General features: G+C 73.0%; 16 protein-coding genes. 10 read left to right on the top strand and 6 right to left on the bottom strand.

Translation table 11 applies throughout. From position 1 onward, the window contains the following. The first annotated feature begins 211 nt into the window (after positions 1-211). From ACFWVC_RS30640 to ACFWVC_RS30620, 5 genes are all read left to right on the top strand, one after another. Entirely contained in the window at positions 212-2,920 is a 2,709-nt protein-coding gene (locus ACFWVC_RS30640; protein ID WP_384294596.1) for a LamG-like jellyroll fold domain-containing protein, read from the top strand. A 129-nt stretch (positions 2,921-3,049) separates the two neighbouring features. After that, a complete protein-coding gene (locus tag ACFWVC_RS30635; protein ID WP_384294591.1) occupies positions 3,050-5,848 on the top strand; it encodes a LamG-like jellyroll fold domain-containing protein in 2,799 nt (932 codons plus the stop codon). A 107-nt stretch (positions 5,849-5,955) separates the two neighbouring features. Further along, positions 5,956-8,190 carry a LamG-like jellyroll fold domain-containing protein gene (locus tag ACFWVC_RS30630; protein ID WP_384294587.1) on the top strand — a complete coding sequence of 745 codons (2,235 nt, stop codon included), beginning with the start codon at positions 5,956-5,958 and terminating at the stop codon, positions 8,188-8,190. Further along, positions 8,187-8,885, top strand: coding sequence for a hypothetical protein (locus tag ACFWVC_RS30625; RefSeq protein WP_384294582.1), 699 nt, complete (start codon positions 8,187-8,189; stop codon positions 8,883-8,885). Before ACFWVC_RS30630 ends, ACFWVC_RS30625 begins: the two co-directional genes overlap by 4 nt. Further along, complete coding sequence (locus ACFWVC_RS30620; RefSeq protein ID WP_384294578.1) at positions 8,885-9,721, top strand: glycosyltransferase family 2 protein; 837 nt, start codon at positions 8,885-8,887, stop codon at positions 9,719-9,721. The genes ACFWVC_RS30625 and ACFWVC_RS30620 overlap by 1 nt, the downstream gene beginning before the upstream one ends. On the opposite strand, the gene ACFWVC_RS30615 is transcribed toward ACFWVC_RS30620, so the two are convergent. Together ACFWVC_RS30615 and ACFWVC_RS30610 are read right to left on the bottom strand one after the other, a co-directional pair. Beyond that, a complete protein-coding gene (locus ACFWVC_RS30615) occupies positions 9,666-10,829 on the bottom strand; it encodes a glycosyltransferase (protein WP_384294572.1) in 1,164 nt (387 codons plus the stop codon). The two genes, ACFWVC_RS30620 and ACFWVC_RS30615, sit on opposite strands and share 56 nt — an antisense overlap. Then, the gene (locus ACFWVC_RS30610) at positions 10,826-11,371 is read right to left on the bottom strand and encodes a WcaF family extracellular polysaccharide biosynthesis acetyltransferase (RefSeq protein WP_384294567.1); all 546 of its coding nucleotides are present in this window, start codon (positions 11,369-11,371) and stop codon (positions 10,826-10,828) included. Before ACFWVC_RS30610 ends, ACFWVC_RS30615 begins: the two co-directional genes overlap by 4 nt. A 138-nt stretch (positions 11,372-11,509) precedes the next feature. On the opposite strand from ACFWVC_RS30610, the gene ACFWVC_RS30605 reads away from it, so the two are divergent. After that, positions 11,510-13,000 carry a hypothetical protein gene (locus ACFWVC_RS30605; RefSeq protein WP_384294563.1) on the top strand — a complete coding sequence of 497 codons (1,491 nt, stop codon included), beginning with the start codon at positions 11,510-11,512 and terminating at the stop codon, positions 12,998-13,000. Between the two features lie 15 nt (positions 13,001-13,015). Here the strand turns inward: ACFWVC_RS30605 and ACFWVC_RS30600 are convergent, their stop codons facing one another. Continuing rightward, positions 13,016-13,462 (bottom strand): adenylyltransferase/cytidyltransferase family protein, encoded by a 447-nt coding sequence (locus ACFWVC_RS30600; RefSeq protein ID WP_384294558.1) that lies wholly within the window; start codon positions 13,460-13,462, stop codon positions 13,016-13,018. A 165-nt stretch (positions 13,463-13,627) separates the two neighbouring features. On the opposite strand from ACFWVC_RS30600, the gene ACFWVC_RS30595 reads away from it, so the two are divergent. The 4 genes from ACFWVC_RS30595 (at position 13,628) to ACFWVC_RS30580 (ending at position 18,443) form a co-directional block, all read left to right on the top strand. Further along, entirely contained in the window at positions 13,628-14,884 is a 1,257-nt protein-coding gene (locus tag ACFWVC_RS30595) for a glycosyltransferase family 4 protein (RefSeq protein ID WP_384294676.1), read from the top strand. After that, positions 14,881-16,623: a lipopolysaccharide biosynthesis protein gene (locus ACFWVC_RS30590; RefSeq protein ID WP_384294554.1), complete on the top strand. Its 1,743-nt coding sequence runs from the start codon at positions 14,881-14,883 to the stop codon at positions 16,621-16,623. The genes ACFWVC_RS30595 and ACFWVC_RS30590 overlap by 4 nt, the downstream gene beginning before the upstream one ends. Further along, positions 16,620-17,882, top strand: a complete 1,263-nt coding sequence (locus ACFWVC_RS30585) for a hypothetical protein (RefSeq protein WP_384294550.1) — start codon at positions 16,620-16,622, stop codon at positions 17,880-17,882. The genes ACFWVC_RS30590 and ACFWVC_RS30585 overlap by 4 nt, the downstream gene beginning before the upstream one ends. A 102-nt stretch (positions 17,883-17,984) precedes the next feature. Next, positions 17,985-18,443, top strand: a complete 459-nt coding sequence (locus ACFWVC_RS30580) for a GNAT family N-acetyltransferase (RefSeq protein ID WP_384294545.1) — start codon at positions 17,985-17,987, stop codon at positions 18,441-18,443. Positions 18,444-18,519: 76 nt separating this feature from the next. Here the strand turns inward: ACFWVC_RS30580 and ACFWVC_RS30575 are convergent, their stop codons facing one another. The 3 genes from ACFWVC_RS30575 to ACFWVC_RS30565 all read right to left on the bottom strand — a co-directional run bounded on the left by ACFWVC_RS30575 (position 18,520) and on the right by ACFWVC_RS30565 (position 21,581). Then, entirely contained in the window at positions 18,520-18,939 is a 420-nt protein-coding gene (locus ACFWVC_RS30575) for a hypothetical protein (protein WP_384294538.1), read from the bottom strand. 141 nt (positions 18,940-19,080) lie between these two features. Continuing rightward, complete coding sequence (locus ACFWVC_RS30570; RefSeq protein ID WP_384294533.1) at positions 19,081-20,664, bottom strand: methionine--tRNA ligase; 1,584 nt, start codon at positions 20,662-20,664, stop codon at positions 19,081-19,083. Positions 20,665-20,864: 200 nt separating this feature from the next. Next, a complete protein-coding gene (locus ACFWVC_RS30565) occupies positions 20,865-21,581 on the bottom strand; it encodes a CDP-alcohol phosphatidyltransferase family protein (RefSeq protein WP_384294672.1) in 717 nt (238 codons plus the stop codon). Between the last annotated feature and the right edge of the window lie 78 nt (positions 21,582-21,659).

The following is a 21,659-nucleotide window of genomic DNA, read 5'->3' as shown; positions in this document are numbered from 1 at the left end:
GGATCCCGGCGGCCCCGCCACTCCCCCGGGATGTCCCGGGCCCCGGGAGGGTGTCGGGCAGGGAAAGTCCGCCCGAGTATTCAGTGAACACAATTTCGTCAAACTTTAGACCGCCCTCGTTCACATACCCCTACGCTGCCGTCCACAGGTGGGCGATTGGGCCGCTTGTGCACGAGTGGGCCTTGGGGGGCACATGCGAAGACTTGGGGCAATGACGGCTGCCGCGGCGCTGGTGGCGGGCGCGCTGGCCGGGGCGGGGATGGCGGTGGCACCCGGCGCGACCGCGCTCACCGCGCCGGTGGCCATGACCGCCGACGACCTGCCGACCTGGCAGACCAACGGCATCGTCTGGGCGATGGCCCAGGCGCAGGGGGTCGTCTACGCGGGCGGCACCTTCTCCACCGTCCGGCCGCCGGGATCGGGGCCGGGCAGCAACGAGCAGCCGGCGGTGAACTTCGCCGCCTTCGACGCCTCGACGGGCGCGCCGACCGGTTGCCGGCTGTCGTTCACGATCGGCGCGGGCAGCACGGCCACCGTGCGCGCGCTCGCGGTCTCGCCGGACGGCCAACGGCTCTACGCGGGCGGGTACTTCAGCGCCGTCAACGGCGTCCAGGTCAACAGCCTGGCCGCCATCGACCTCGCCACCTGCACCCCGGTCGCCTCCTTCCACCCGGCGGTCTCCGCGACCGTGCGGGCGCTGGACGCGACCGCGGACACGGTCTACGCGGGCGGCGACTTCACCGCCGTCGCCGGCCAGTCCCGCCGCTACTTCGCGGCGCTGACCTCCTCGGGGTCCCTGACCCCGTGGAACCCGACCGGCGACAAGCCCGGACGGGCGGTGCAGGTCACCCCGGACGGCGCCGACGTGATGATCGGCGGCGACTTCGACACCATCGGGGGCGCCGACTCGCACGCCCTGGCGGTGGTCGACTCCGCCGACGGGTCGCTGACGAAGGCGTACCCGGTGGGGTTCTTCCCCGCGACCTCGGTCGTCAAGGACATCGCCGACGACGCCACCGGTCTGTACACGGGCAACGAGGGCACCGGCGGCGGGGTCTTCGACGGCCGGGCCGCCTTCGAGCTGAGCGACTTCAGCCAGCGCTGGCGGGACAACTGCCTGGGCGCCACCCAGTCGGTCGAGGTCTACAAGAGCGTGCTCTACAGCGGCTCGCACGCGCACGACTGCAGCAGCATGGGCGAGTACCCCGACCAGCGGCGCAAGCACCTGCTGGCGGAGCCCGTCAACGACCCGCACCTGGTCGGCTGGTTCCCCGACACCAATGACGGCCTGGGCGAGGGCATCGGCCCGCGCGTGATGGCGGTCTCGTCGAAGAACGACACCGACTACCTTTGGGTCGGCGGCGAGTTCACCACCGTCGACGGCGGCGCGCAGCAGGGCCTGACCCGCTTCGCGTCCGGCCCCGACACCGGCAACCCGACCACGCCGGAGGCCGGCGCGGCCAGCCTGTCCGGCGGCAAGGCCAAGGTGACCTGGCAGGCGAGCCTGGACAACGACGACAGCGTGCTGACGTACAAGGTCTACCGGGACGGGGGCGCCACCCCCGTGTACACGACCACCGGCACCTCCCTGCCGTGGGTGCGCCCGCAGCTGAGCTTCACCGACACCGGGCTCACCCCCGGCTCCGTGCACAGCTACCGCGTGTCCGCGAGCGACGGCACCAACACCAGCCCGCTGTCCTCGGCCGCCACGGTGACCGTGGCGTCGGGGAGCAACAGCTACGCGGCGGCGGTACTGGACGACGGCGCGACGCTGTACTGGCGCTACGACGAGGCGAGCGGCACCTACGCCGCCGACGCCTCCAGCGCGGACGACAACGGCGACTACGTCGGCGGGCCGTCCTACCGGCAGACCCCGGCCGCGGTGACCGGGCCGAGCACGGCGATCGGCTTCAACGGCTCCAACCAGTGGGTCTACAGCGACCGCAGCCACGGCCGCCCGGCCACCTTCAGCGTGGAGACGTGGTTCAAGACCACCACCACCTCGGGCGGCAAGATCGTCGGCTTCGGCAACTCGACCACCGGCACCAGCGGCCAGTACGACAAGCACGTCTACATGACCAACGACGGCCGGCTGGTCTTCGGCGTCTACACCGGCGCCACCAACACCGTGACCACCAGCGACTCCTACAACAACGGCGCCTGGCACCACGTCGTCGCCACCCAGGACGGCGACGGCATGAAGCTGTACGTCGACGGCGCCCTGGCCGGCACCAACCCGCAGACCGGCAACGAGAACTACACCGGCTACTGGCGCGCGGGCGGCGACAACCTCAACGGCTGGCCCCTGCAGCCGTCCAGCAACTACTTCAACGGGCAGATCGACGAGACGGCGGTCTACCCGGCGGCGCTGACCGCCGCCCAGATCACCCACCACCACGACCTGGCCAGCGCGCCCGCCGACACGGTGACCACGCTGACCGCGGCGGAGGACAGTTACGTCAACGCCGGTGCGCCGTCCGCCAATTACGGCACCTCCGGCTCGCTCGCCGTGCGCGGCAGCTCGGCGTACCTGACCTACCTGCGCTTCAGCCTGCCGTCGGCCCCGGCCGGCCAGACGCTGAGGAGCGCGGTCCTGCGGCTGACCACCAGCAGCGACCCGACCGCCGGGACCAACGACACCGCCAACGTGGTGCCGGTGACCGGCGCGTGGACGGAGGGCGGTGTCACGTACACCGGCCGCCCGGCGCTGTCCTCGACGGTGCTCGGCAGCCTGACCGGTGCCACGAGCATCTCCACGGCGTACACGGTGCCGCTGGACGTCGCGCAGCTCGGCGGGTCGCTCGGCGGCTCGTACGGCATGGCGGTGACCAGCACCGGGACCGACGCGCTGTGGCTGTGGTCGCGGCAGGCACCGTCCTCGGCGAACGCGCCGAAGCTGGTGCTCACCTTCGGGTCCTAGCGGGGCAATCGGGAGACCTGGGCGGAAAGTACGCGCAAGGGTCTCCTCCGGACCGCCTGGCACGGCGTACGCTGCCGTGCCAGGCGGTTCGTCGCTGCGCCGCCGGGGGTCGCGAGGGCTGGGGGGCTCATGCGCACTGCGGGAACCGCGAGTACGGCGAGAACGGCACGTACGACGAGAACGACGCGAGCGGCGCGAACGCTTTCGGCCGCGCTCGCACTGACGGCGGCGTCACTCGCCGGAGCGGGGGTCGCGACCGCGCCGCCCGCCGCGGCGCTCACACCGCCGGTCGCGATGACCGCCGACCCGCTGCCCACCTGGCAGACCAACGGCGTCGTGTGGGCGATGGCCCAGCAGGGCGGCACCGTCTTCGCCGGCGGCACCTTCTCCGTCATCCGCTCCTCCGGCGCGGGCACGACCACGCAGCCGGCCGTCAACTTCGCCGCCTTCGACGCGGCGACGGGCGCGCCCACCGGCTGCCGGCTCTCCTTCACCATCGGCTCGGGCACCGCGACCGTGCGCGCCCTGGAGGTCTCCCCGGACGGGCGGACGCTGTACGCCGGCGGCTGGTTCAACGCCGTCAACGGCGTCACCGTCAGCAGCCTGGCCGCGATCGACATCGCCACCTGCACCCCGGTCGCCTCCTTCCGGCCGTCCTTCTCGGCCACGGTGCGGGCGCTGGCGGTCACCGACGACACGGTCTACGCGGGCGGCGACTTCACCTCCGTCGCCGGCCAGTCCAGACCGCGCTTCGCCGCCCTGTCCACGGCCGGGGCGCTGCGCGCCTGGAACCCGGACGCCGACAAGCCCGGCCGGGCGATCCAGCTCAGCCCGGACGGCGCGCACGCCGTCATCGGCGGCGACTTCGACACGGTCGGCGGCACCGGCTCGCACGCGCTGGCCGTCGTCGACACCGCGGACGGCGCCCTGACCCGCGCCTACCCGGTGGGCTTCATACCGCCGACTTCGGTGGTCAAGGACCTCACCGCCGACGCGACGGCGGTCTTCACCGCCAACGAGGGCACCGGCGGCGGGGTCTTCGACGGCCGCATCGCCCTGAACACCAGCGACTTCGGGCAGCGCTGGCGGGACGACTGCCTGGGCGCCACCCAGTCCGTCGTCGTGTACCGCACGGTGCTCTACAGCGGCTCGCACGCGCACGACTGCAGCAGCATGGGCGCGTACCCCAACCAGCGGCGCAAGCACCTGCTGGCGGAGTCGGTGGACGACCCGACGCTGCTGCCCTGGTTCCCCGACACCAACGACGGCATCGGCGAGGGCCTGGGGCCGCGGGTGATGACGGTCGCCTCCTCCGGCGGCACCGACTACCTGTGGGTGGGCGGCGAGTTCACCACCGTCGCCGGGGCCGCCCAGCAGGGCCTGACGCGCTTCGCCTCCGGTCCCGACACCGGGGCGCCGAGCGTGCCCGAGGTGAACGTGTCCAGCGTCCGCGCCGGCGAGGTCGCGGTGCGCTGGCGGTCCGCCCTGGACCTGGACGACGGACCGCTGACCTACCGCGTCTACCGCAACGGCTCCAGCACGCCGGTCTACACCGCCACCGGCCCCTCGCTGCCCTGGTCGCGCCCGCAGCTCACCTTCACCGACACCTCGGTCACCCCCGGCACCACGTACTCCTACCGGGTCAGCGCGAGCGACGGCACCAACACCAGCGCCCAGTCCGCCGCCCAGTCGGTGACGGCGGCCGGCAGCACGCAGGCGTACCCCGCGCGGGTGGTCGCCGACGGCGCCGGGCTGTACTGGCGCTACGAGGAGGCCTCCGGCCAGTTCGGCGCCGACTCCTCGCCCGGCGACGACAACGCGGTCTACCTCAACGGCCCGCTGTACCGGCAGACCCCGGGCGCGGTGCCCGGCGGCGGCACGGCCATGGGCTTCAACGGCAGCAACGACTACGCCTACAGCGACGCCCGGCACCCGCGCCCGGCCGCCTACAGCATCGAGACCTGGTTCCGGACCACGACCACCTCCGGCGGCAAGCTGATCGGCTTCGGCGACCGCAATGTCGACGACAACCTCAGCGCCAACTACGACAAGCACCTCTACATGGCCAACGACGGCCGGCTGGTCTTCGGCGTCTACAACGGCGGCACCCGCACGGTCACCACCACCGGCGCCTACAACGACGGCGCCTGGCACCACGTGGTGGCCACCCAGGGCGGCGACGGCATGAAGCTGTACGTCGACGGGTCCCCGGCGGGCAGCGGCACGACCACCACCAGCCAGGACTACGCGGGCTACTGGCGGATCGGCGGCGACAACCTCAGCGGCTGGCCGCTCCAGCCGGCCAGTGCCTTCTTCGCCGGTCAGCTGGACGAGACCGCCGTCTACCCGCTCGTGCTGACCGCCGCCCAGGTCGCCGACCACCACACCCTGGGCACCGGTGGCGGCGGTACACCGCCGCCGCAGGACACCCAGGTCACCGTGGCGGCCGGCGAGGACACGTACGTCAACGCCGGGGCGCCGTCGAGCAACTTCGGCACCTCCGGGTCGCTGGCGGTGCGCGGCAGTTCGGCGTACGTCACCTACCTGCGCTTCGCGCTGCCGTCCGCGCCGGCCGGCACCGTGCTGAAGTCCGCGACGCTGCGGGTGCGGACCAACTCCGACCCCACCGCGGGCTCCGCCGACAGCCAGAACGTCGTCCCGGTCACCGGGGCCTGGACCGAGACCGGCGCGACGTACGCCGGCCGCCCGGCCCTGTCCTCCACCGTGCTGGGCACGCTGAGCGGCGCGACCGCCTCCCAGACCACGTACACCGCGGCGCTGAGCGCCACGGGGCTGAGCGGGGCGCTGAGCGGCTCCCTGGACCTGGCGCTCACCAGCGGCGGTACGGACGCGCTGTGGCTGTGGTCGAGCGAGGCCGCGGGCACCGGGAACCACCCGGAACTCGTTCTGACATTCGGCGCACCTTAGTGCTCACTTTTTCTTCAAACCACGTCCATCGGACGTATGCCACGCCCTACCCTGCGGTGCACGGGCACCGAAGGGGACGCCCGGGCTCTTGGGGCCTTGGGGGGCACATGAGAAAGCGAAAGCTGAGATCCATATCCGCCGCCTTGACCGTGGCTGCGGGTTCGCTGGCGGCCGGCGCGGTGGCATCGCAGCCGGCCGGCGCGCTGACCGCGCCGGTGGCGATCACCGCCGACAGTCTGCCGACCTGGCAGACCAACGGCATCGTCTTCGCGATGGCGGAGGCCAACGGGACGGTCTTCGCCGGCGGGACCTTCTCGTCGGTACGGCCGTCCGGGGAGGCGGCCGGCGGCGGAGGCGAGCGGGAGGCGGTCAACTTCGCCGCCTTCGACGCGGCGACCGGCGCACCGACCGGCTGCAGCCTGTCGTTCACCGTCGGCACGGGCACGGCGACCGTGCGCGCGCTCGCCGTCTCGCCGGACGGCACGACCCTGTACGCGGGCGGCTTCTTCGGCGCGGTCAACGGGACGCCGGTCAGCAGCCTGGCCGCGATCGACACCGCCACCTGCGCCGTGAAGTCCGGCTTCGGGGTCTCGGTCAACGCGACCGTGCGCGCCCTCGCCGTCAGTGACGACACCGTCTACCTCGGCGGCGACTTCTCCTCCGTCGGCGGCCAGGCGCGCAGCGACTTCGCGGCCGTGACCACCTCCGGCGACGTCACCCCCTTCACCGCCGACGGCGACGCCCCCGGCCGCGCCCTCGCGCTCACCCCGGACGGGAGGAACCTCGTCCTGGGCGGCGACTTCGACCGCGTCAACGGGACCGCGTCGCACGCGCTGGCCGTCGTCGACGCCGGCAGCGGCGCGGTGGTCAAGGGCTACGGCTCCTCCTTCGTCCCGTCGACCTCGGTCGTCAAGGACATCGCCACCGACGCGACCGGCTTCTACACCGGCAACGAGGGCACCGGCGGCGGTGTGTTCGACGGCCGCATCGCGATCAACCTCAGCGACTTCAACCAGCGCTGGCGGGACACCTGCCTGGGCGCCACCCAGTCGGTCGAGGTCTACCGATCCGTGCTCTACAGCGGCTCGCACGCGCACGACTGCAGCACCATGAACGAGTACCCCAACCAGCGGCGCAAGCACCTGCTCGCGCAGGGCGTCGACAACCCGGCGAAGCTGGGCTGGTTCCCCGACACCAACGACGGCCTGGGCGAGGGCATCGGCCCGCGCGCCATGAGCCTGGCCTCCTCCGGCGGCACCGACTACCTGTGGGTCGGCGGGGAGTTCACCACCGTCAACGGGGTCGCGCAGCAGGGCCTGACCCGCTTCGCCTCCGGCCCGGACACCGGTGTGCCGACCACGCCCAACGTCAACGTCTCCAGCGTGACGCCGGGTTCGGTCAAGGTGCACATCCAGACCAGCCTGGACCTCGACGACAGCTCGCTGACCTACCGCGTGTACAAGAACGGCGGCACGACCCCGGTGTACACCACGACGGCCTCGTCGCTGCCCTGGGTGCGGCCGCAGCTCACCTGGACCGACACCGACGTGACCGCGGGCGCGACGTACACCTACCGCGTCACCGCGAGCGACGGCACCAACACCACCGTCAAGTCCCCGACCCAGACGGTGACCGCGGCGTCCGTGCCGGACGCCTACCCGAGCCAGGTCCTCGCCGACGGCGCGACGCTGTACTGGCGCTACAACGAGACCGCCAACACCTTCGCCGCGGACGAGTCCCCCGCGGACGACGGGGGCAACCACGTCGGCGGCCCGACCCGCGGCGTCAGCCCGGGCGCGCTGACCGGTTCGGCCAGTACGGCGGTGACGTACAACGGCACGACGCAGTGGTCGTACAGCGACGCCAAGCACACGCGGCCGTCCTCGTACAGCATCGAGACCTGGTTCAGGACGACCACCACTGCCGGCGGGAAGCTCGTCGGCTTCGGCGACCGGACCTCCGAGATCAGCGCCACCACGGACAAGCACGTCTACATGACCAACGCGGGCCGGCTGATCTTCGGTGTGCGCAGCGGCAGCAACCGCACCGTCACCACCTCCGCGGCCTACAACGACGGCCAGTGGCACCACGTCGTCGCCACGCAGGGCTCGACGGGGATGCGGCTGTACGTCGACGGCGCGCTGCAGGCGTCCAGCTTCCTGATCACCGGGGGCACGGACTACACCGGCTACTGGCACGTGGGCGGGGACAACCTGTCGGGCTGGACCAGCCGCCCCACCAGCAACTACTTCGCGGGGTCCATCGACGAGACCGCGATCTACCCGGGCGTCCTGTCGGCCGCGCAGATCGCCCAGCACTACACCCTGGGGAAGAACGGATGACCCGTACGCACCGCCGGGTCCGCCTCGCCGCCGCCGTCCTCGTGACGGCGGCGGCGGTGCTGCTCACCGGCTGCTCCAGCGGCTCCAGCACGAAGGACGTCGCGCAGGGCGCATCCGCCCCCGCCGCCACCGCGACCGCGCCCGCCACCGCGTCCACCGGCGCCACCGCCTCACCTGCCGCACCCGCCGATCCCGCCTCCGACGCCGTCCCCAGCGGGCCCAAGGTCCCCCAGGACGAACTGACCCCGGTCACCGGCTCCTTCACCAAGAAGGAGAAGGCCTATCTGACCGGCCGGGTCCCCAAGGGCACCGACCCCGCGGCCGTGCTCCAGCTCGGCCAGGAGACCTGCGACCGCATCGCCTCCGTCGCCGAGGTCGACGAGGACGCCGCCATCGGCGGCATCATCACCGGCCAGATCGGCGGTGCCAAGGGCGCGGTCATCCATCTGTGCCCGAAGCAGGAGTCCATCCTGAAGGCCGCCGAGACGGGCTTCGCGGACGGCTCCTACACGGTCGGCGCCAAGGCGAAGGCGGGCAGCGTCATCACGCCCGGCACCTACCGCGCGCTGACCCCCACCAAGGACTGCACGTGGACGGTCGGGACGAAGTCCGGCACCGCCCACAAGGTCACCGTCACCACCGCCGCCGGGACCTTCGGCTCCCGCGGCTGCTTCGCCTGGGCCAGGGAGGGCTGATGACCCAGCTCGTGAGCAGGCTGCCCGCGGTGGTGGCGATCCCGACCAAGAACGAGGCCGAGAACATCGCCTCGACCGTCGACGCGGTCGCCGGGCACTTCGAGGCGGTGGTGGTCGTCGACTCGGGCAGTACGGACGACACCTGTGCGATCGCCGTGGCGCACGGCGCGGAGGTCGTCCCGTACACCTGGGACGGCGGGTATCCGAAGAAGAAGCAGTGGTGCCTGGAGAACGTGTACCCGGACGTGCCCTGGCTGCTCTTCCTGGACGGCGACGAGGTGCCGACGCCGGAGCTGATCGCCGAACTGCGGGAGGTCTTCTCCCGGCCGGTGACGGCGGCCGCCTTCGACATCCCGCTGCTGTACTGGTTCGCCGGACGCCCGCTGCGGCGCGGCCACACGGTGGTCAAGCGGTCGCTGCTGGACCGCACGCGGGTCTCCTACCCCGAGGTCGACGACCTGGCGGCGCCCGGCATGGGCGAGCAGGAGGGCCACTACCAGCCGACGGCGAAGGGCCCGGTCGGGCAGCTCAAGGGGCGCATCGAGCACCGCGACCTGGACCCGGTACGCACCTGGTTCGAACGGCACAACCGCTACTCCGACTGGGAGGCGTGGCTGGAGCACCACCCGGGCGCCAAGGAGCAGGTGCGCGGGCTGAAGACCCATCAGGGGCGGCTGTTCCAGAAGGTGCCGTTCAAGCCGCTGCTCTTCTTCGGCTACACCTATGTGGCCCGGCGCGGCTTCCTCGACGGCCGCGCCGGCTTCGACTACGCGCTGGCGCTCAGCTTCTACCGCTGGCAGATCGGGCTGAAGGCCCGCGAGCGGGCGCCTTCATAGCCCGCTCGTACACCTCCTGGAGGGTGTCGAGCACGGCGTCCAGAGACAGCTCGTCCCTGATGAGCCGCCAGGCGGCCTGCGAAGCCGCCTGGTTGGCCCCGGGCTCCAGCAGGCCGAGCACCGCCTCGCCGATGTCCTCGGGGCGGTGCACCACCCGCCCGGCGCCCGCACGTTCGATGTCTGGGGCGAGGCCGTTGGACTCCCGTACGACCACGGGCGTGCCCACCGACATCGACTCCAGCAGCGACATCGCGAACGGCTCGTCCACCGACGGCAGGACGTAGACGTCGGCGGCGCGGAAGGCCTCCAGCGCCTCGGCGTGGCTGAGCGGCCCGACGTGCCGCACCTCGTCCGTCACGCCCAGCTCCCGAACGGTCTCCAAGGTGCCGGCCAGCTCTCCCGAGTCGGGGCCGGCGAGGACGAAGCGGGCGTCCGGGTACCGCTCCAGTACCTCCGGGATCGCGGTGGCGAAGTCGCGGGGGCGCTTGCGGGTCTGGAAGCGCGCCAGATACAGGACGGTGGGCGGGCCGCTGCGCGCCCGCGGCCGGTGCAGCGCGGTGCCGTTGGGCAGCCGTACGGGACGGGCCAGTCTCCCCGCGCCGACGACGGCCTCCAGGTCGCCGCGCTCCCAGTCGGTGAGGTGGAGGACGGCGTCGGCGCGGCGCAGCAGCCGCTTGGTGGCGAGCGCGTCCAGCACCTTGGCGAGCGGTTTGTCGCTGGGGTCGATCATGCCGTGGGTCTGCAGCACCAGCGGCCGGCCGCACTGGAGTGCCGCCACCGCCACCGGCAGGGTGATCAGGTCGCGCATCAGATGGACGTGGACGACGTCGGCGGAGCGCACCAGGCGGCGGGCGCCGGCCAGCAGCGAGGGCGAGGTGATCCCGGAGACCTCGAAGCGCGGCAGGACGTGCCGGGCCCGGAAGACCCGCGCGGGCACGCCCTCCACCTCGTCGGGCAGCCGCCCCGGCGGGAAACCGTCGCCCAGGGTGACGAGTTCGGCGTCGACGCCGCGCCCGCGCAGTCCGCCGGCCAGGTTGAGGGCGACCCGGGTGGGGCCGCCGAAGGCGTTGGTGGGCGTGTGCAGGGTGACGACGTGCAGCACCTTCACGACTGGGGCTCCTTGAGCGGGCGCGTGCCGTCGGCCGTGTGCAGGGTGAGCTCCGGCAGGTCCTTCGCGAGCACGGTGCCGGCGGCGACGACCGCGTGCCGGCCGACGGTCACCCCGGCGAGCACGATGGCGCGGGCGGCGACCCATGCGCCGTCCTCGACGGTGATGGGCGCGTTGCGGTAGCGGAAGTCCACGGCGCGGTGGTCGTGGCTGCCGGTGCACAGCAGCGCCTCCTGCGACACGCAGACGTCGGCGCCGAGGGTGATGGGCTCCAGATTGAGCAGCCAGGCGCCCTCGCCGATCCAGGTGCGGTCGCCGACGGCCAGCTTCCAGGGCCACAGCACCCGTACCCGGTGGCGGATGAGCACGCCCTCGCCGATGGTGGCGCCGAAGGCGCGCAGGAGGGCGACCCGCAGCCGCGCGGGGCAGAACCAGGCGGCGAAGACGGTGTTCATCACGGCGAACCACAGGGCCTGGACCGCCTTGCCCCGCCCCTTGTCGTACCCGGCCAGTGTGAAGGCCGACAGATCACGTGCCGTCACGGCGCACCCCCAGTAACCCCCTGTGTCCCCCGCCCCGGTGCCCTCCCCCGGCACGGTCCGCACAGATTATCGGCGTACACGGTTGCGGGGCAGGCGGATCTATAGACTGCCCGAGGGGAATCGTTGGGGGGCTGTTGCATGGCAGTTCAGACGCACGAAATCCAGTCGCGGGACCTGCCGTTGGGGGAGGTGGAGGTCCCGGCCGTCTCGCCGCGGGCACTGCTGTCCCGGGCGCTGGCGGTGCCGCTGATCCTGGGCCTCGGCCTGTTCCTGCCCGCGCTGGTCGCCGTGCAGCCGGGGCCGGGGGTGCGGGACACCGTCTTCTGGCTCCAGATGGTGCTGACCTGCTACGCGGGCATCCGGCTCGCGGTGATGGCGCTGACCGCCCATCGCAAGCTGATCCAGGGCTCGTTCTGGCTCTTCGTGTACGTGGCGATGGGTGTCGCCCCGCTCGCCCAGGACGTGCTGGACCAGACGCCGACGCCGGTGGTCGGCACCCGGGCTGACCTGCTGGCCGCGGTGGTGCTGGTGCTCATCGGCTGCGCGGCGTTCGACGTGGGCGCGCTGCTGTCGCGGCACCGCCCCATCCGCCGGGCCCGGCGGCGGGAGCGCTCGGCGTCCTTCCACCGCAGGCGGGTGTTCCTGCTGGCGGCCGTCGCCTTCGCCGGCAGCGCGCTGCTGGTCGTCAAACTCGGCGGTCCCGCGGCCTTCTTCAGCAGCCGGCAGGCGATCACCGACACCATCCGCGCCGACGGCGCCGCCTCCGCCGAGTCCAATGTGGGCTCCGCCTTCCTGCGCGGCTTCGGCACCGTGCCGGCGCTGGTCGCCCTGCTGATCTTCACGCGGTGGCTGGTGACCTCGCGGCGGGCCCGGCGCCGGCCGCTGGTCATCGCCACGTGGGTCGCTCTGCTGCTGCTCAACGCGGTGGTGAACAACCCCGTCTCCAACCCGCGTTACTGGTTCCTGACGGTCCTGTTCTCCTTCCTGTTCACCGCCTTCCCGCGCAGCCCCGCGATGTACCGGGCGGCGCTGGCCCTCGGCGTCATCGGGGCCCTGGTGGTCTTCCCCTTCGCCGACCGCTTCCGGTACGACGACGGCGGCTACAAGCCGGTGGAGACCACGTCGGTCTTCGAGCCGCTGGCGGTCAAGGACTACGACCAGGTGGGCATGTTCGCCAACACCGTCACCTTCGCCGACAGCGGACCCGGCCACTTCTACGGGCGGCAGATCGCGGGCTCCGCGTTCTTCTTCGTGCCGCGCTCGGTGTGGCCGGGCAAACCGCGCGACACCGGCGTCATGATCGGGCAGTGGATGGGGATGAAGAACGTCAACCTCTCCTCCCCCATGTGGGCGGAGCTGTGGATCGACTTCGGCGCCGGGGGCGTCGTCGCGGGCTTCCTCGGCCTCGGCTATCTCTCGGCCCGCGGCGACCGCCTCTACGCCCGGCGGACCGCCGTCGACCGCCGCCCCGGCAACGTCATGGCGATCGTGATCCCGCTGATCGCCGGGTACTCCTTCATCCTGCTGCGCGGCCCGCTGCTGCAGGCCTCGGGCCGCATCGGCGTGGCGCTGATCTGCTTCGCCCTGGTGACCACCCTGCGCTCCGACCGGCGCAGGCTGCTGCGCTGACCGCCGGCCGCGCGCCTACTGCACGGAGGCTCCCGCGGCGGGCGTGGTCAGCGCGTCCAGGGCGCGGCGCAGTTGCGTGCTGGAGGTGTGCACGGTGTACGGGAAGTAGACGACCTCGACACCGACGCCGGCGAAGTCCCGCTCCAGCCGCAGCCCCTTGTCGGTGCCGCGCCAGTCGTCGCCCTTGAAGATGACGTCGAAGCGGACCTGCTGCCAGGTCTCCAGCTTGTCGGGGACGGTCTCCACGAAGGCGGCGTCGACGAAGCGGACGCTGCGGACGATCTCCAGGCGTTCGATGAGCGGGACGACCGGTGTGCGCCCCTTGGCGAGAGCGGCCATCTCGTCGGACACCACTCCGGCGACGAGGTAGTCGCACTGACTGCGGGCGTGCCGAAGGATGTTCAGATGCCCGACGTGGAACAGGTCGTAGACCCCGGGCGCATAGCCCACTCGATGCGACATGGTGTCAATCCCCCCACAGGAATACAACCTTCTCGCGAGTTGCGGAGTCTCAGACATTAGCGTGAAGGCAGCATGTTTCTCCGGTGAACGGATAAGGTGAGCTTCTGGTCACTTCTGGGGGGAAGGGGTCCGTCCGTGCCCGAGTTCCAGGGCCGCACTCTGCTGCTGGTCTCCACCAACTACGCACCCGAGCACGCGGGTATCGGCCCGTACGCCACGCAGATCGCCGAGCACTGGGCGACGCCCGACGGCGGCGGGGCCGAGGTCCATGTACTCGCCGGGATGCCGCACTATCCGTCATGGCGCCTCGACCCGGCCTACCGGGGGGTGTGGCGTGCCGAGGAACACCGCGCCGGCGTCACGGTGCACCGCCGCCGGCACACCGTGCCGCCGCGTCAGACCGCGCTGCGGCGTGCCCTGTTCGAGGCGTCGGTGCTGGCGCACGGCCTGGTGGCGGCGCCGCGGATCCGCCCGGACGCGGTGGTGGCGCAGATGCCGAGCCTGGCGGGCGGCGTGATCGGCGCCCGGGTCGCGGCCCGGCACAAGGTGCCGTACATACCCGTGGTGCAGGACCTCATGGGTGCGGCGGCGGCGCAGAGCGGCATCCGCGGCGGGGACCGGGCGGCGGCCGTCGCGGGCGCGGCGGAGGCCTACGCGCTGAAGCGGGCGACGCTGGTCGGGGTCATCCACGAGACCTTCGTCGACAAGGTCGCCGCGATGGGCGTCGACCGGGGCCGCATCCGCCTGGTGCCCAACTGGTCCCATGTGGCCCGTCCTTCGGCCCCCCGTGAGGAGACCCGGGCCCGGCTCGGCTGGGCACGTGGGCAGATCGTGGTGCTGCACTCCGGCAACATGGGCCTCAAGCAGGGCCTGGACGTACTGGTGGAGGCAGCCCGCCGCGACCCGTCGGTGCGGATCGTGCTCATGGGCGACGGCAACCAGCGCGAACGGCTGCGGCAACTGGCCGCGGACGTACCGAACCTGGAGTTCGCCCCGCCCGCCGGGGACGCCGAGTTCCCCGACGTGCTGGCCGCGGCCGACGTGCTGGCGGTCACGCAGCGCGCCTCGGTGCTGGACATGAGCATCCCGTCCAAGCTGACCTCGTACTTCGCCGCCGGGCGCCCGGTCGTCGCCTCCGTCGCCGCCGAGGGGGGCACCGCGCAGGAGGTGCTGCGCTCCGAGGCCGGGCTGCTGGTGGCACCGGAGGACCCGGAGGCGTTCTTGAAGGCGGTCCGGGCCCTGGCCCAGGACCCGCAGGCCGCCGACGAACTGGGCGCCCGCGGCCCGGCGTACGTGGCGGCGCACCTCAGCCGCGAGGCGGGACTGGCACGGATCAGCGCGCTGCTCGCCGAAGCACTGGACACGACGACGCAAGGTGTCGATCCTGTGGGGTCGGACGCATGGGGGGTTCCACGCACGTGAGTGATCAACCACACGGTTCGCAGCTGTCCGAGGCACAGGACGAACCGGATCTCCTCCGGGACCAGTTCCGGCAGCTCATCCGCTACCGCGCGCTGCTCGTGGCGGGTGTGCTGCTCGGCCTGCTGGGCGGCGGCTACCTGGCGCTGACGGGCAGCGACACCTACGTGGCCACCAGCGAGGTGGTGCTGCGCGCGGCCACGACCGACCCGTTCGCCGCCGGGGCGTCCTCGCCCGACAAGTCGATCAACATCGGCTCGGAGCGGCAGACCGCGATGAGCAACGAGATCGCCAAGAGCGCCGCGAGGAAGCTCGGGCTGTCCGGCCGCGCGGTCGCCGGCCTCCAGTCCGACCTCCAGGTCACCAACCCGCCCAACACCGTGGTGCTGCGCTTCGCGTACACCTACTCCGACGCGGACGAGGCGGCCCGCCGCGCCAACGCGCTGGCCACGGCGTTCATGGACGCGCGCAAGCAGAACACCGAGAACACCATCAAGAACACGGTGCACGGCCTGCAGAAGCAGCTCGCCCCGGTGGTCAAGCAGCGCAAGGAGCTCGACGAGCAGATCGCGAACCTCGGCGAGGGGCCGACCCTCGACGCGGCCACCACGGTGCAGGCCACGCTCGTCGGCCGGATCTCCGAGCTCAGCAGCCGCATCACCGAACTGCAGTCCCTGGACACCACCCCCGGCAACTGGAACCGCGTCGCCACCCCGCCGTCCGCGCCGTCGGGCCCCGGGCTGCCGATGATGCTCGGCCTCGGCGCGCTCGTCGGTGTCGCGGTCGGACTGCTCGCCGCCTGGGTGCGGCTGGTCTTCGACCCCACCGCACGCTCCGAGGGCGACGTGGTACGGGCGCTGCGCGCGCCCGTGCTGGGCACGCTGCCGCGGACCAGGAACGGGCCGCTGCTCGCCGTCGACCACGCCGACCCGCGCCTGGCCGAGGAGTACCGCTCGGTCGCCTTCCGGCTCGCCTACGACCAGCGCTTCGCCGACCGGCGGCGGCTGCTGGTGGTCGCCCCGCGCGGCGTCGGCGACACGGCCGCCGCGGTGGCGGTCAACCTGGCCGCGTCCTTCGCCGAGATGGGCATGGACGTGCTGCTGGTCGAGGCCGACCTGCGCACCCCTGGTCTCTCGGCGCGGCTGCGCGCGGCCGACGGCTCGCGGCCCGGCTGGGCGCGCTCCCCGCAGCTGAGCGAGGGCGGCTGGCCGGCGGGCATCCAAGTGCCCGTCGACGCAGGCGAGTCGGGCTCCTTCGACCTCGTGCCGGGACGCCGTGTGCGCAATGTGGCCCGCGCGCTCACCTCGGCCGCGGCCGGCCGGCTGTTCGCGGAGGCAGACGAGCCGGGTTCGGCCGTCGTCGTGCTGGCCCCGGCGGTCCTGACGTACGCGGACGCGCTGGCGCTGGCCGACCGCATCGACGGCGTCCTCGTCGTCGCCGACCCGCACGCCGTGCACCGCGCCGATCTGGACCGGGTGCGCCAGCTGATCAGCGGCGCGGGCAGCACCGTGCTGGGCTCCGTCCTGCACAGCTCCCCGGGCGGCGGCTGGTGGTCGCGGCGGCGGCTCGCCCGGCGCGGCCGCAAGGCCGCCGCGCCGCGCGCCGCGGCAGCCGGTGCGGGCGCCTCGGGCGGCGCGAGTGCGGAGAGCCCGGCGACGGGTACGGCCACGGCCCCCGCCCCCGCCCTGACGACGGGGGACAAGACCACGGACACCATTCCGCTGCGCACGGTGACCCGGTGACGGGGCGGCCGGCGCCCGGCGCCAAGGCCGCCATCGTCTGCTCGGTCCTCGACCAGGGCGTCGCCGCGCTCACGAACATCCTCGTGCTCGTGGTCGCCGCCCGGCTCTCCAGCGCCGCCGGCTTCTCGGTCTTCTCGATGGTCTACGCCGTCTTCTCCGTGCTGCTCGGCGTCGGCGTCTCCTACGTCGGCCAGGCGCTGGTGCTGGAGCGCGGCGAGGACTCCGCGGTGCACGCCGCGTGCCGCTCGGCGGCCGGCTTCGTCGCCGTCGCCTCGACGGTCGTCGGCGCCACGATGGCGGCGGTGCTCTTCTTCGTACCGGGTCCGACGGCGCGGGCGCTGGCGGTCCTCGGGCTGGTGCTGCCCCTGGTCCTGACGCAGGACGGGCTGCGCTACTGCTTCTCCACCCTCCGCCTGCCGCATCTCGCCCTGGTCGGCGACGTGTTGCGGCTCGCGGTCGCGCTGCCCGCGCTCGCCCTTCAGCCGCACGGCACCGGGCCCGCGCGGCTGGTGGCCGTCTGGGGGCTGTCGGCTGTGCCGGCGCTGCTCGCGGGCGTCGCGCTGCTCGCGCCCCGGCTGCGCGGCGCGCCGTCGGACCTGCGGCGCTTCCTGCGCAAGGGGCACCTGGGGCGCCGCTTCGTGGTCGAGTACGGGGTCGGCAACGCCTCCAGCCAGCTCGCGGTCGTCGGACTCGGCCTGTTCGCCAGCCCGTTGGCGGTCGGCGCGCTGCGCGGTACGACCACCCTCTTCGGGCCGATGAACGTGCTCTTCAACTCCGCCACCGCCTTCGGGCCGCCGCTGCTGGGCCGCGTGCCCGGCATGCGCGGCCAGGTCCGGGCCACCGCCGTGCTCGCCGGGGTCCTCGCCGGGGTCGCCGCCGGCTGGACGGCGGTGCTGACGGCCCTGCCCGACCGGCTCGGCCGCCAGCTCCTCGGGGCGACCTGGCAGGCCGCGGAGGGTCTGCTCCCCGCCACCGGCACGCAGTACGCCGCCATCGCCGCGGGCACCAGCGCCCTGCTCACCCTGCGTGTGCTCCAGCCCCGGGCGACCCTCCCCATCCAGGTGGTCTTCTCCCTCGCCTCCATCGCCTTCATGATCTCCGGCTACGCCCTGGCCGCCGTCCCCGGCGCCGCCTGGGGCCTCGCCCTCGGCTCCGCCCTGAAGGCCGCCGTCCTGTGGACCCGCGTCTCCCTCGTCCGCCGCGAGCCCACCGCCTCCGGCCCTGACCCCCGCCCCGAACCGGCCCCGGCGGGCGCCTGACGGTCCGCGGGGAGAAGGGCATCCGGTGGGGCTGGGTCACCGCGCGAGCGGCGTGCGCAATCCAGGTGCGAGCCGTGAGCCCTGCCTCATAGCCTCGGTCCCATGACCGACCATGCCTTCGTCCCCGACGACTTCGCCGTCCCCGCGGAGCTGATCACCCCGCGGTTCCGGCTGGAACCTCTGGGACCGCAGCACAACGCCGCCGACCACGCGGCGTGGACCAGCAGCATCGACCACATCCGTGCGACCCCGGGCTTCCCGGACGGAAAATGGCCACCCGTGGACGGGATGACCCTGGAGGCGAACCTCGCCGACCTGCGGCGTCACGCGGACGACTTCGCTCAGCGCCGCGGATTCACCTACACCGTCATCGACACCGACGGCGGCGAGGTGATCGGGTGCGTCTACATCTATCCCTCCCGCAGCGACGACCACGACGCCGAGGTCAGCTCCTGGGTCCGTGCCGACAAGGCCGAGCTGGACGCGCCCTTGCATGCGGCCGTCACGACCTGGCTGTCCACGCACTGGCCCCTCGGCACCCTCGACTACCAGCCCCGCTGACAACCATGTGGTCCCGCAGCAGCCCTGCCCCGGCCGCGGGATGAAGCGAACACACCGTGCCGGTCACGGCACGGCACTAGACCATGCCCAGCAGGTGATCGGCGGGGCTGTAGTCGATCTTCCAGTCGGCATACACCCCCACCGCTCGGTCCCTCCGGCACCGCAGACCCACCCTCACCCAGCGGACCGATCCATCGTCGGTGAGCTCGAACGCGACGGCTGCCTCGAACTCCTCGCCTCCGCAGGGGCAACCAGCCGTGCCCGGGTCCGCGTCCGCCCAGTACTCCTCGCTGTCCGCGATGAAGGCCCGGCCACCGCAACCGGAGCACTCCCGTTGGGCTCCACCCTCGAGGTCATCGACGAGCACGCGGAACACGCGCCCGCCGCAACCACCGCACACGCAGGGAACGATCTTCACCGGACCGTCCGCACCGCCCCGGAGAAACGCTCCGAGTTCCACCGGGACACCCTCGCCAATCTGATCATCAGCATGCACAACCACACGGTTCCAGAGACCGATGACATCGCCTGCGAGCAGCAGACCCGAGCCGACGCGCGGGACGGGGCCCCGGTGGCCGCCCGGCAGAACGCCGCGGCCCGGCCTCCGGGACGGGCCCGCGGCGCGCCGCGTCACGGCTCACGGCGCCTGTGGCGCCCCCGGTGCCGGGGCGAGACGGGGGAAGAGCGGGACGGGCGGCGGGAGGGTGCCGTCGGGGGCGGAGGCGCATTGGGCGGTGATGCGGGACGCGGCGTGCGGGAGGAAGGGGGCGAGTTCGTCGCCGAGGGTGCGGCAGGCGTGGAGGAGGGCGGCCAGCACCGCGTCGAGGCGCCGGCCCGCGGGGGCGTTGCGGTGGTGGCGTTCGGCGCGGGCCAGTTCCCAGGGGCGGGTCTCGTCGATGCAGCGGTTGGCCTCGTCGACGATCCGCCACACGGCCGCGGCGGCGCCCCGGAAGTCGACCTCGTGCAGCGCCCGGGCGATGTCCGTCGCGGCGCCGTCGCAGACCGCGCGCAGGTGCTCCGTACCCGGCTCCGGTTCCCCGCCCGCGCCCGCGGGCTCCGTGCCGCCGCGGAAGCGGTGGACCATGGTGACCACCCGGTTGACGAGGTTGCCGAAGCCGCCCGCGAGGTCCGCGTCGGAGCGGGCGACGAGCCGTTCGCGGGTGAAGTCCGCGTCCCCGATTCTGGGCACCTCGCGCAGCAGCCACCACCGCACGGCGTCGGTGCCGTAGGCGGCGGCCAGTTCGACCGGATCGACGGTCGTGCCCGCGGACTTGCTGATCTTCCGGCCGTCGACAGTGAGGTAGTCGTGGACCAGGATGTCGGTCGGCAGCGGCAGTCCGGCCGACAGCAGCATGGCCGGCCAGTACACGGCGTGGAAGCGCAGCACGCCCTTGCCCACCAGGTGCACGCGGCGCCCCTCGCCGGCCCACCAGCGCTCGTACTCCGGCGACCCCGCGCCGTCCGGATCGCCGTAGCCCAGGCTCGTGACGTAGTTGCCCAGCGCGTCCCACCACACGTACACGACCTGCCCGGGGTCGCCCGGCACGGGGATGCCCCAGCCGCGGGCCCGTTGCTGCGAGCGGGAGACGGAGAAGTCGTGGAGCCCGCGGGCGAGAAGGGCCAGCACCTCGTTCCGCCGGGCGGCGGGCTCGATCCGCAGCCGGCCGTCCTCGATCAGCTCGCGCAGCACACCGGTCCAACGGGACAGCCGGAAGAACCAGTTCTCCTCCGCGACGGGCTGCGGCTCGGTGCCGTGCTCGGCGCAGCGGCCGTCGACCAGTTCGCCCGGGGTGTAGAACTGCTCGCAGCCCACGCAGTACAGGCCCTCGTAGTGCGTCCGGTACAGGTCGCCCGCCGCCGCGCAGCGGCGCCACAGCCGCTCCACGCCCGCGCGGTGCCGGGGGTCGCGGCTGGTGCGGATGAAGTCGTCCAGCGACAGCGCGAGCGGCCCGTCCAGCGCGGCGAAGGCGGCGGCGTTGCGGTCGACGAACTCCTGCACGGGGACGCCCTCGGCCTCGGCGGCGAGCACGTTCTTCAGCGAGTTGTCGTCCGTGCCGCTCAGGAACCGCACCGGCTCCCCCGCACGGCGGTGGTGCCGGGCCAGCACGTCGGCCTGCACCAGTTCCAGCGCGAAGCCGAGGTGGGGGCGGGCGTTGACGTACGGGATCGTGGTGGTGACGTAGAACGGGGCCGGTGCGGGACCCGGCGGGTGCGTGGTCATCGGAACCTCCTGCGAAGGGGGCGGGGCTCCGACGCGCACAACAGCCGAGGCCCCGGTCCAGGGCCTCGGAAAACGCGACGCGTCCGACTCAGCAGCCCCGGCAGCGGGGCATCATGCGGCGGTACGGCGCGGTCGCGATCATGCCCGGATGGTAGCGGAGCCCGGACCGGGTGCGGCGGCCATTTACGGCGGCGGGCCCCTCAGCGCAGCTCGCGGAACCACTTCACCAGGAAGGCGGCCAGGTAGAGCGCGTACACCGCGAACAGCGCGGTGTAGGCGGCCAGGAAGACCCGCGGCGCGCCCAGGGTGAGGAAGAGCAGGCAGAAGACGCCGTAGTCGACGGGCAGCAGGGCGACCGCGCGCAGCCGGGACGGCGCGGGGGCGGGCCCGGGCGCGGCGGCTGTCCCGGCAGCGGCGGGCGGGGCCTTGGGCTTCAGCTTGTCCGCCAGCAGGCCACCGCAGAAGAGCAGCACGGCGGCGAACTGGAAGCCCAGGGGCACCAGCAGCCAGCCCTCGGAGGGCAGGTCGAAGAAGCGGTGGAAGGAGATGAGCACGGCGGAGTGGACCGCGGTGATCTTCGCCGCGTCCACGACGTGGTCCAGCCACTCCCCCGCCGGGCTGCCCCGGCCCAGCAGGCGGGCCAGTTGACCGTCGGCGGAGTCGAAGGCGAAGCCGGCGACCAGGCCCAGCCAGACCGCCACGGCCAGCGGCCAGGACGGGCCGGCCAGGGCGAGCGCGGCCACCGCGCCCAGGCTGAACACCGCGCTCACCAAGGTGACCTGATTGGGCGTCAGACCCACCCGGTAGGCGCCCGCGGCGAGCACCCGGCCGGCCGGCCGGTTCACGTACCGCGAGTAGAGCGACACGCCCTTGGCGGACTTCTGCGCGGTGCGCAGCTCGTGCAGCGCCCCGGCCATCGTTAGCGTCACGTATCCCCCCACGCAATACCTCATTCGTGTACGTCACATCATGGCAGGGTCCGGTCACATCAGGGG

This window comes from Streptomyces sp. NPDC058691 (assembly GCF_042714775.1).
Taxonomy (GTDB): domain Bacteria; phylum Actinomycetota; class Actinomycetes; order Streptomycetales; family Streptomycetaceae; genus Actinacidiphila.
This window is presented reverse-complemented; position numbering and strand designations above follow the sequence as displayed.

Bases quoted from the DNA above. Each gene is read 5' to 3' on its own strand.
- ACFWVC_RS30640 (WP_384294596.1), top strand. From the start codon at position 212: ATGACGGCTGCCGCGGCGCTGGTGGCGGGCGCGCTGGCCGGGGCGGGG.
- ACFWVC_RS30635 (WP_384294591.1), top strand. From the start codon at position 3,050: ATGCGCACTGCGGGAACCGCGAGTACGGCGAGAACGGCACGTACGACG.
- ACFWVC_RS30630 (WP_384294587.1), top strand. From the start codon at position 5,956: ATGAGAAAGCGAAAGCTGAGATCCATATCCGCCGCCTTGACCGTGGCT.
- ACFWVC_RS30625 (WP_384294582.1), top strand. From the start codon at position 8,187: ATGACCCGTACGCACCGCCGGGTCCGCCTCGCCGCCGCCGTCCTCGTG.
- ACFWVC_RS30620 (WP_384294578.1), top strand. From the start codon at position 8,885: ATGACCCAGCTCGTGAGCAGGCTGCCCGCGGTGGTGGCGATCCCGACC.
- ACFWVC_RS30605 (WP_384294563.1), top strand. From the start codon at position 11,510: ATGGCAGTTCAGACGCACGAAATCCAGTCGCGGGACCTGCCGTTGGGG.
- ACFWVC_RS30600 (WP_384294558.1), bottom strand. From the start codon at position 13,462: ATGTCGCATCGAGTGGGCTATGCGCCCGGGGTCTACGACCTGTTCCAC.
- ACFWVC_RS30580 (WP_384294545.1), top strand. From the start codon at position 17,985: ATGACCGACCATGCCTTCGTCCCCGACGACTTCGCCGTCCCCGCGGAG.
- ACFWVC_RS30570 (WP_384294533.1), bottom strand. From the start codon at position 20,664: ATGACCACGCACCCGCCGGGTCCCGCACCGGCCCCGTTCTACGTCACC.
- ACFWVC_RS30565 (WP_384294672.1), bottom strand. From the start codon at position 21,581: ATGGCCGGGGCGCTGCACGAGCTGCGCACCGCGCAGAAGTCCGCCAAG.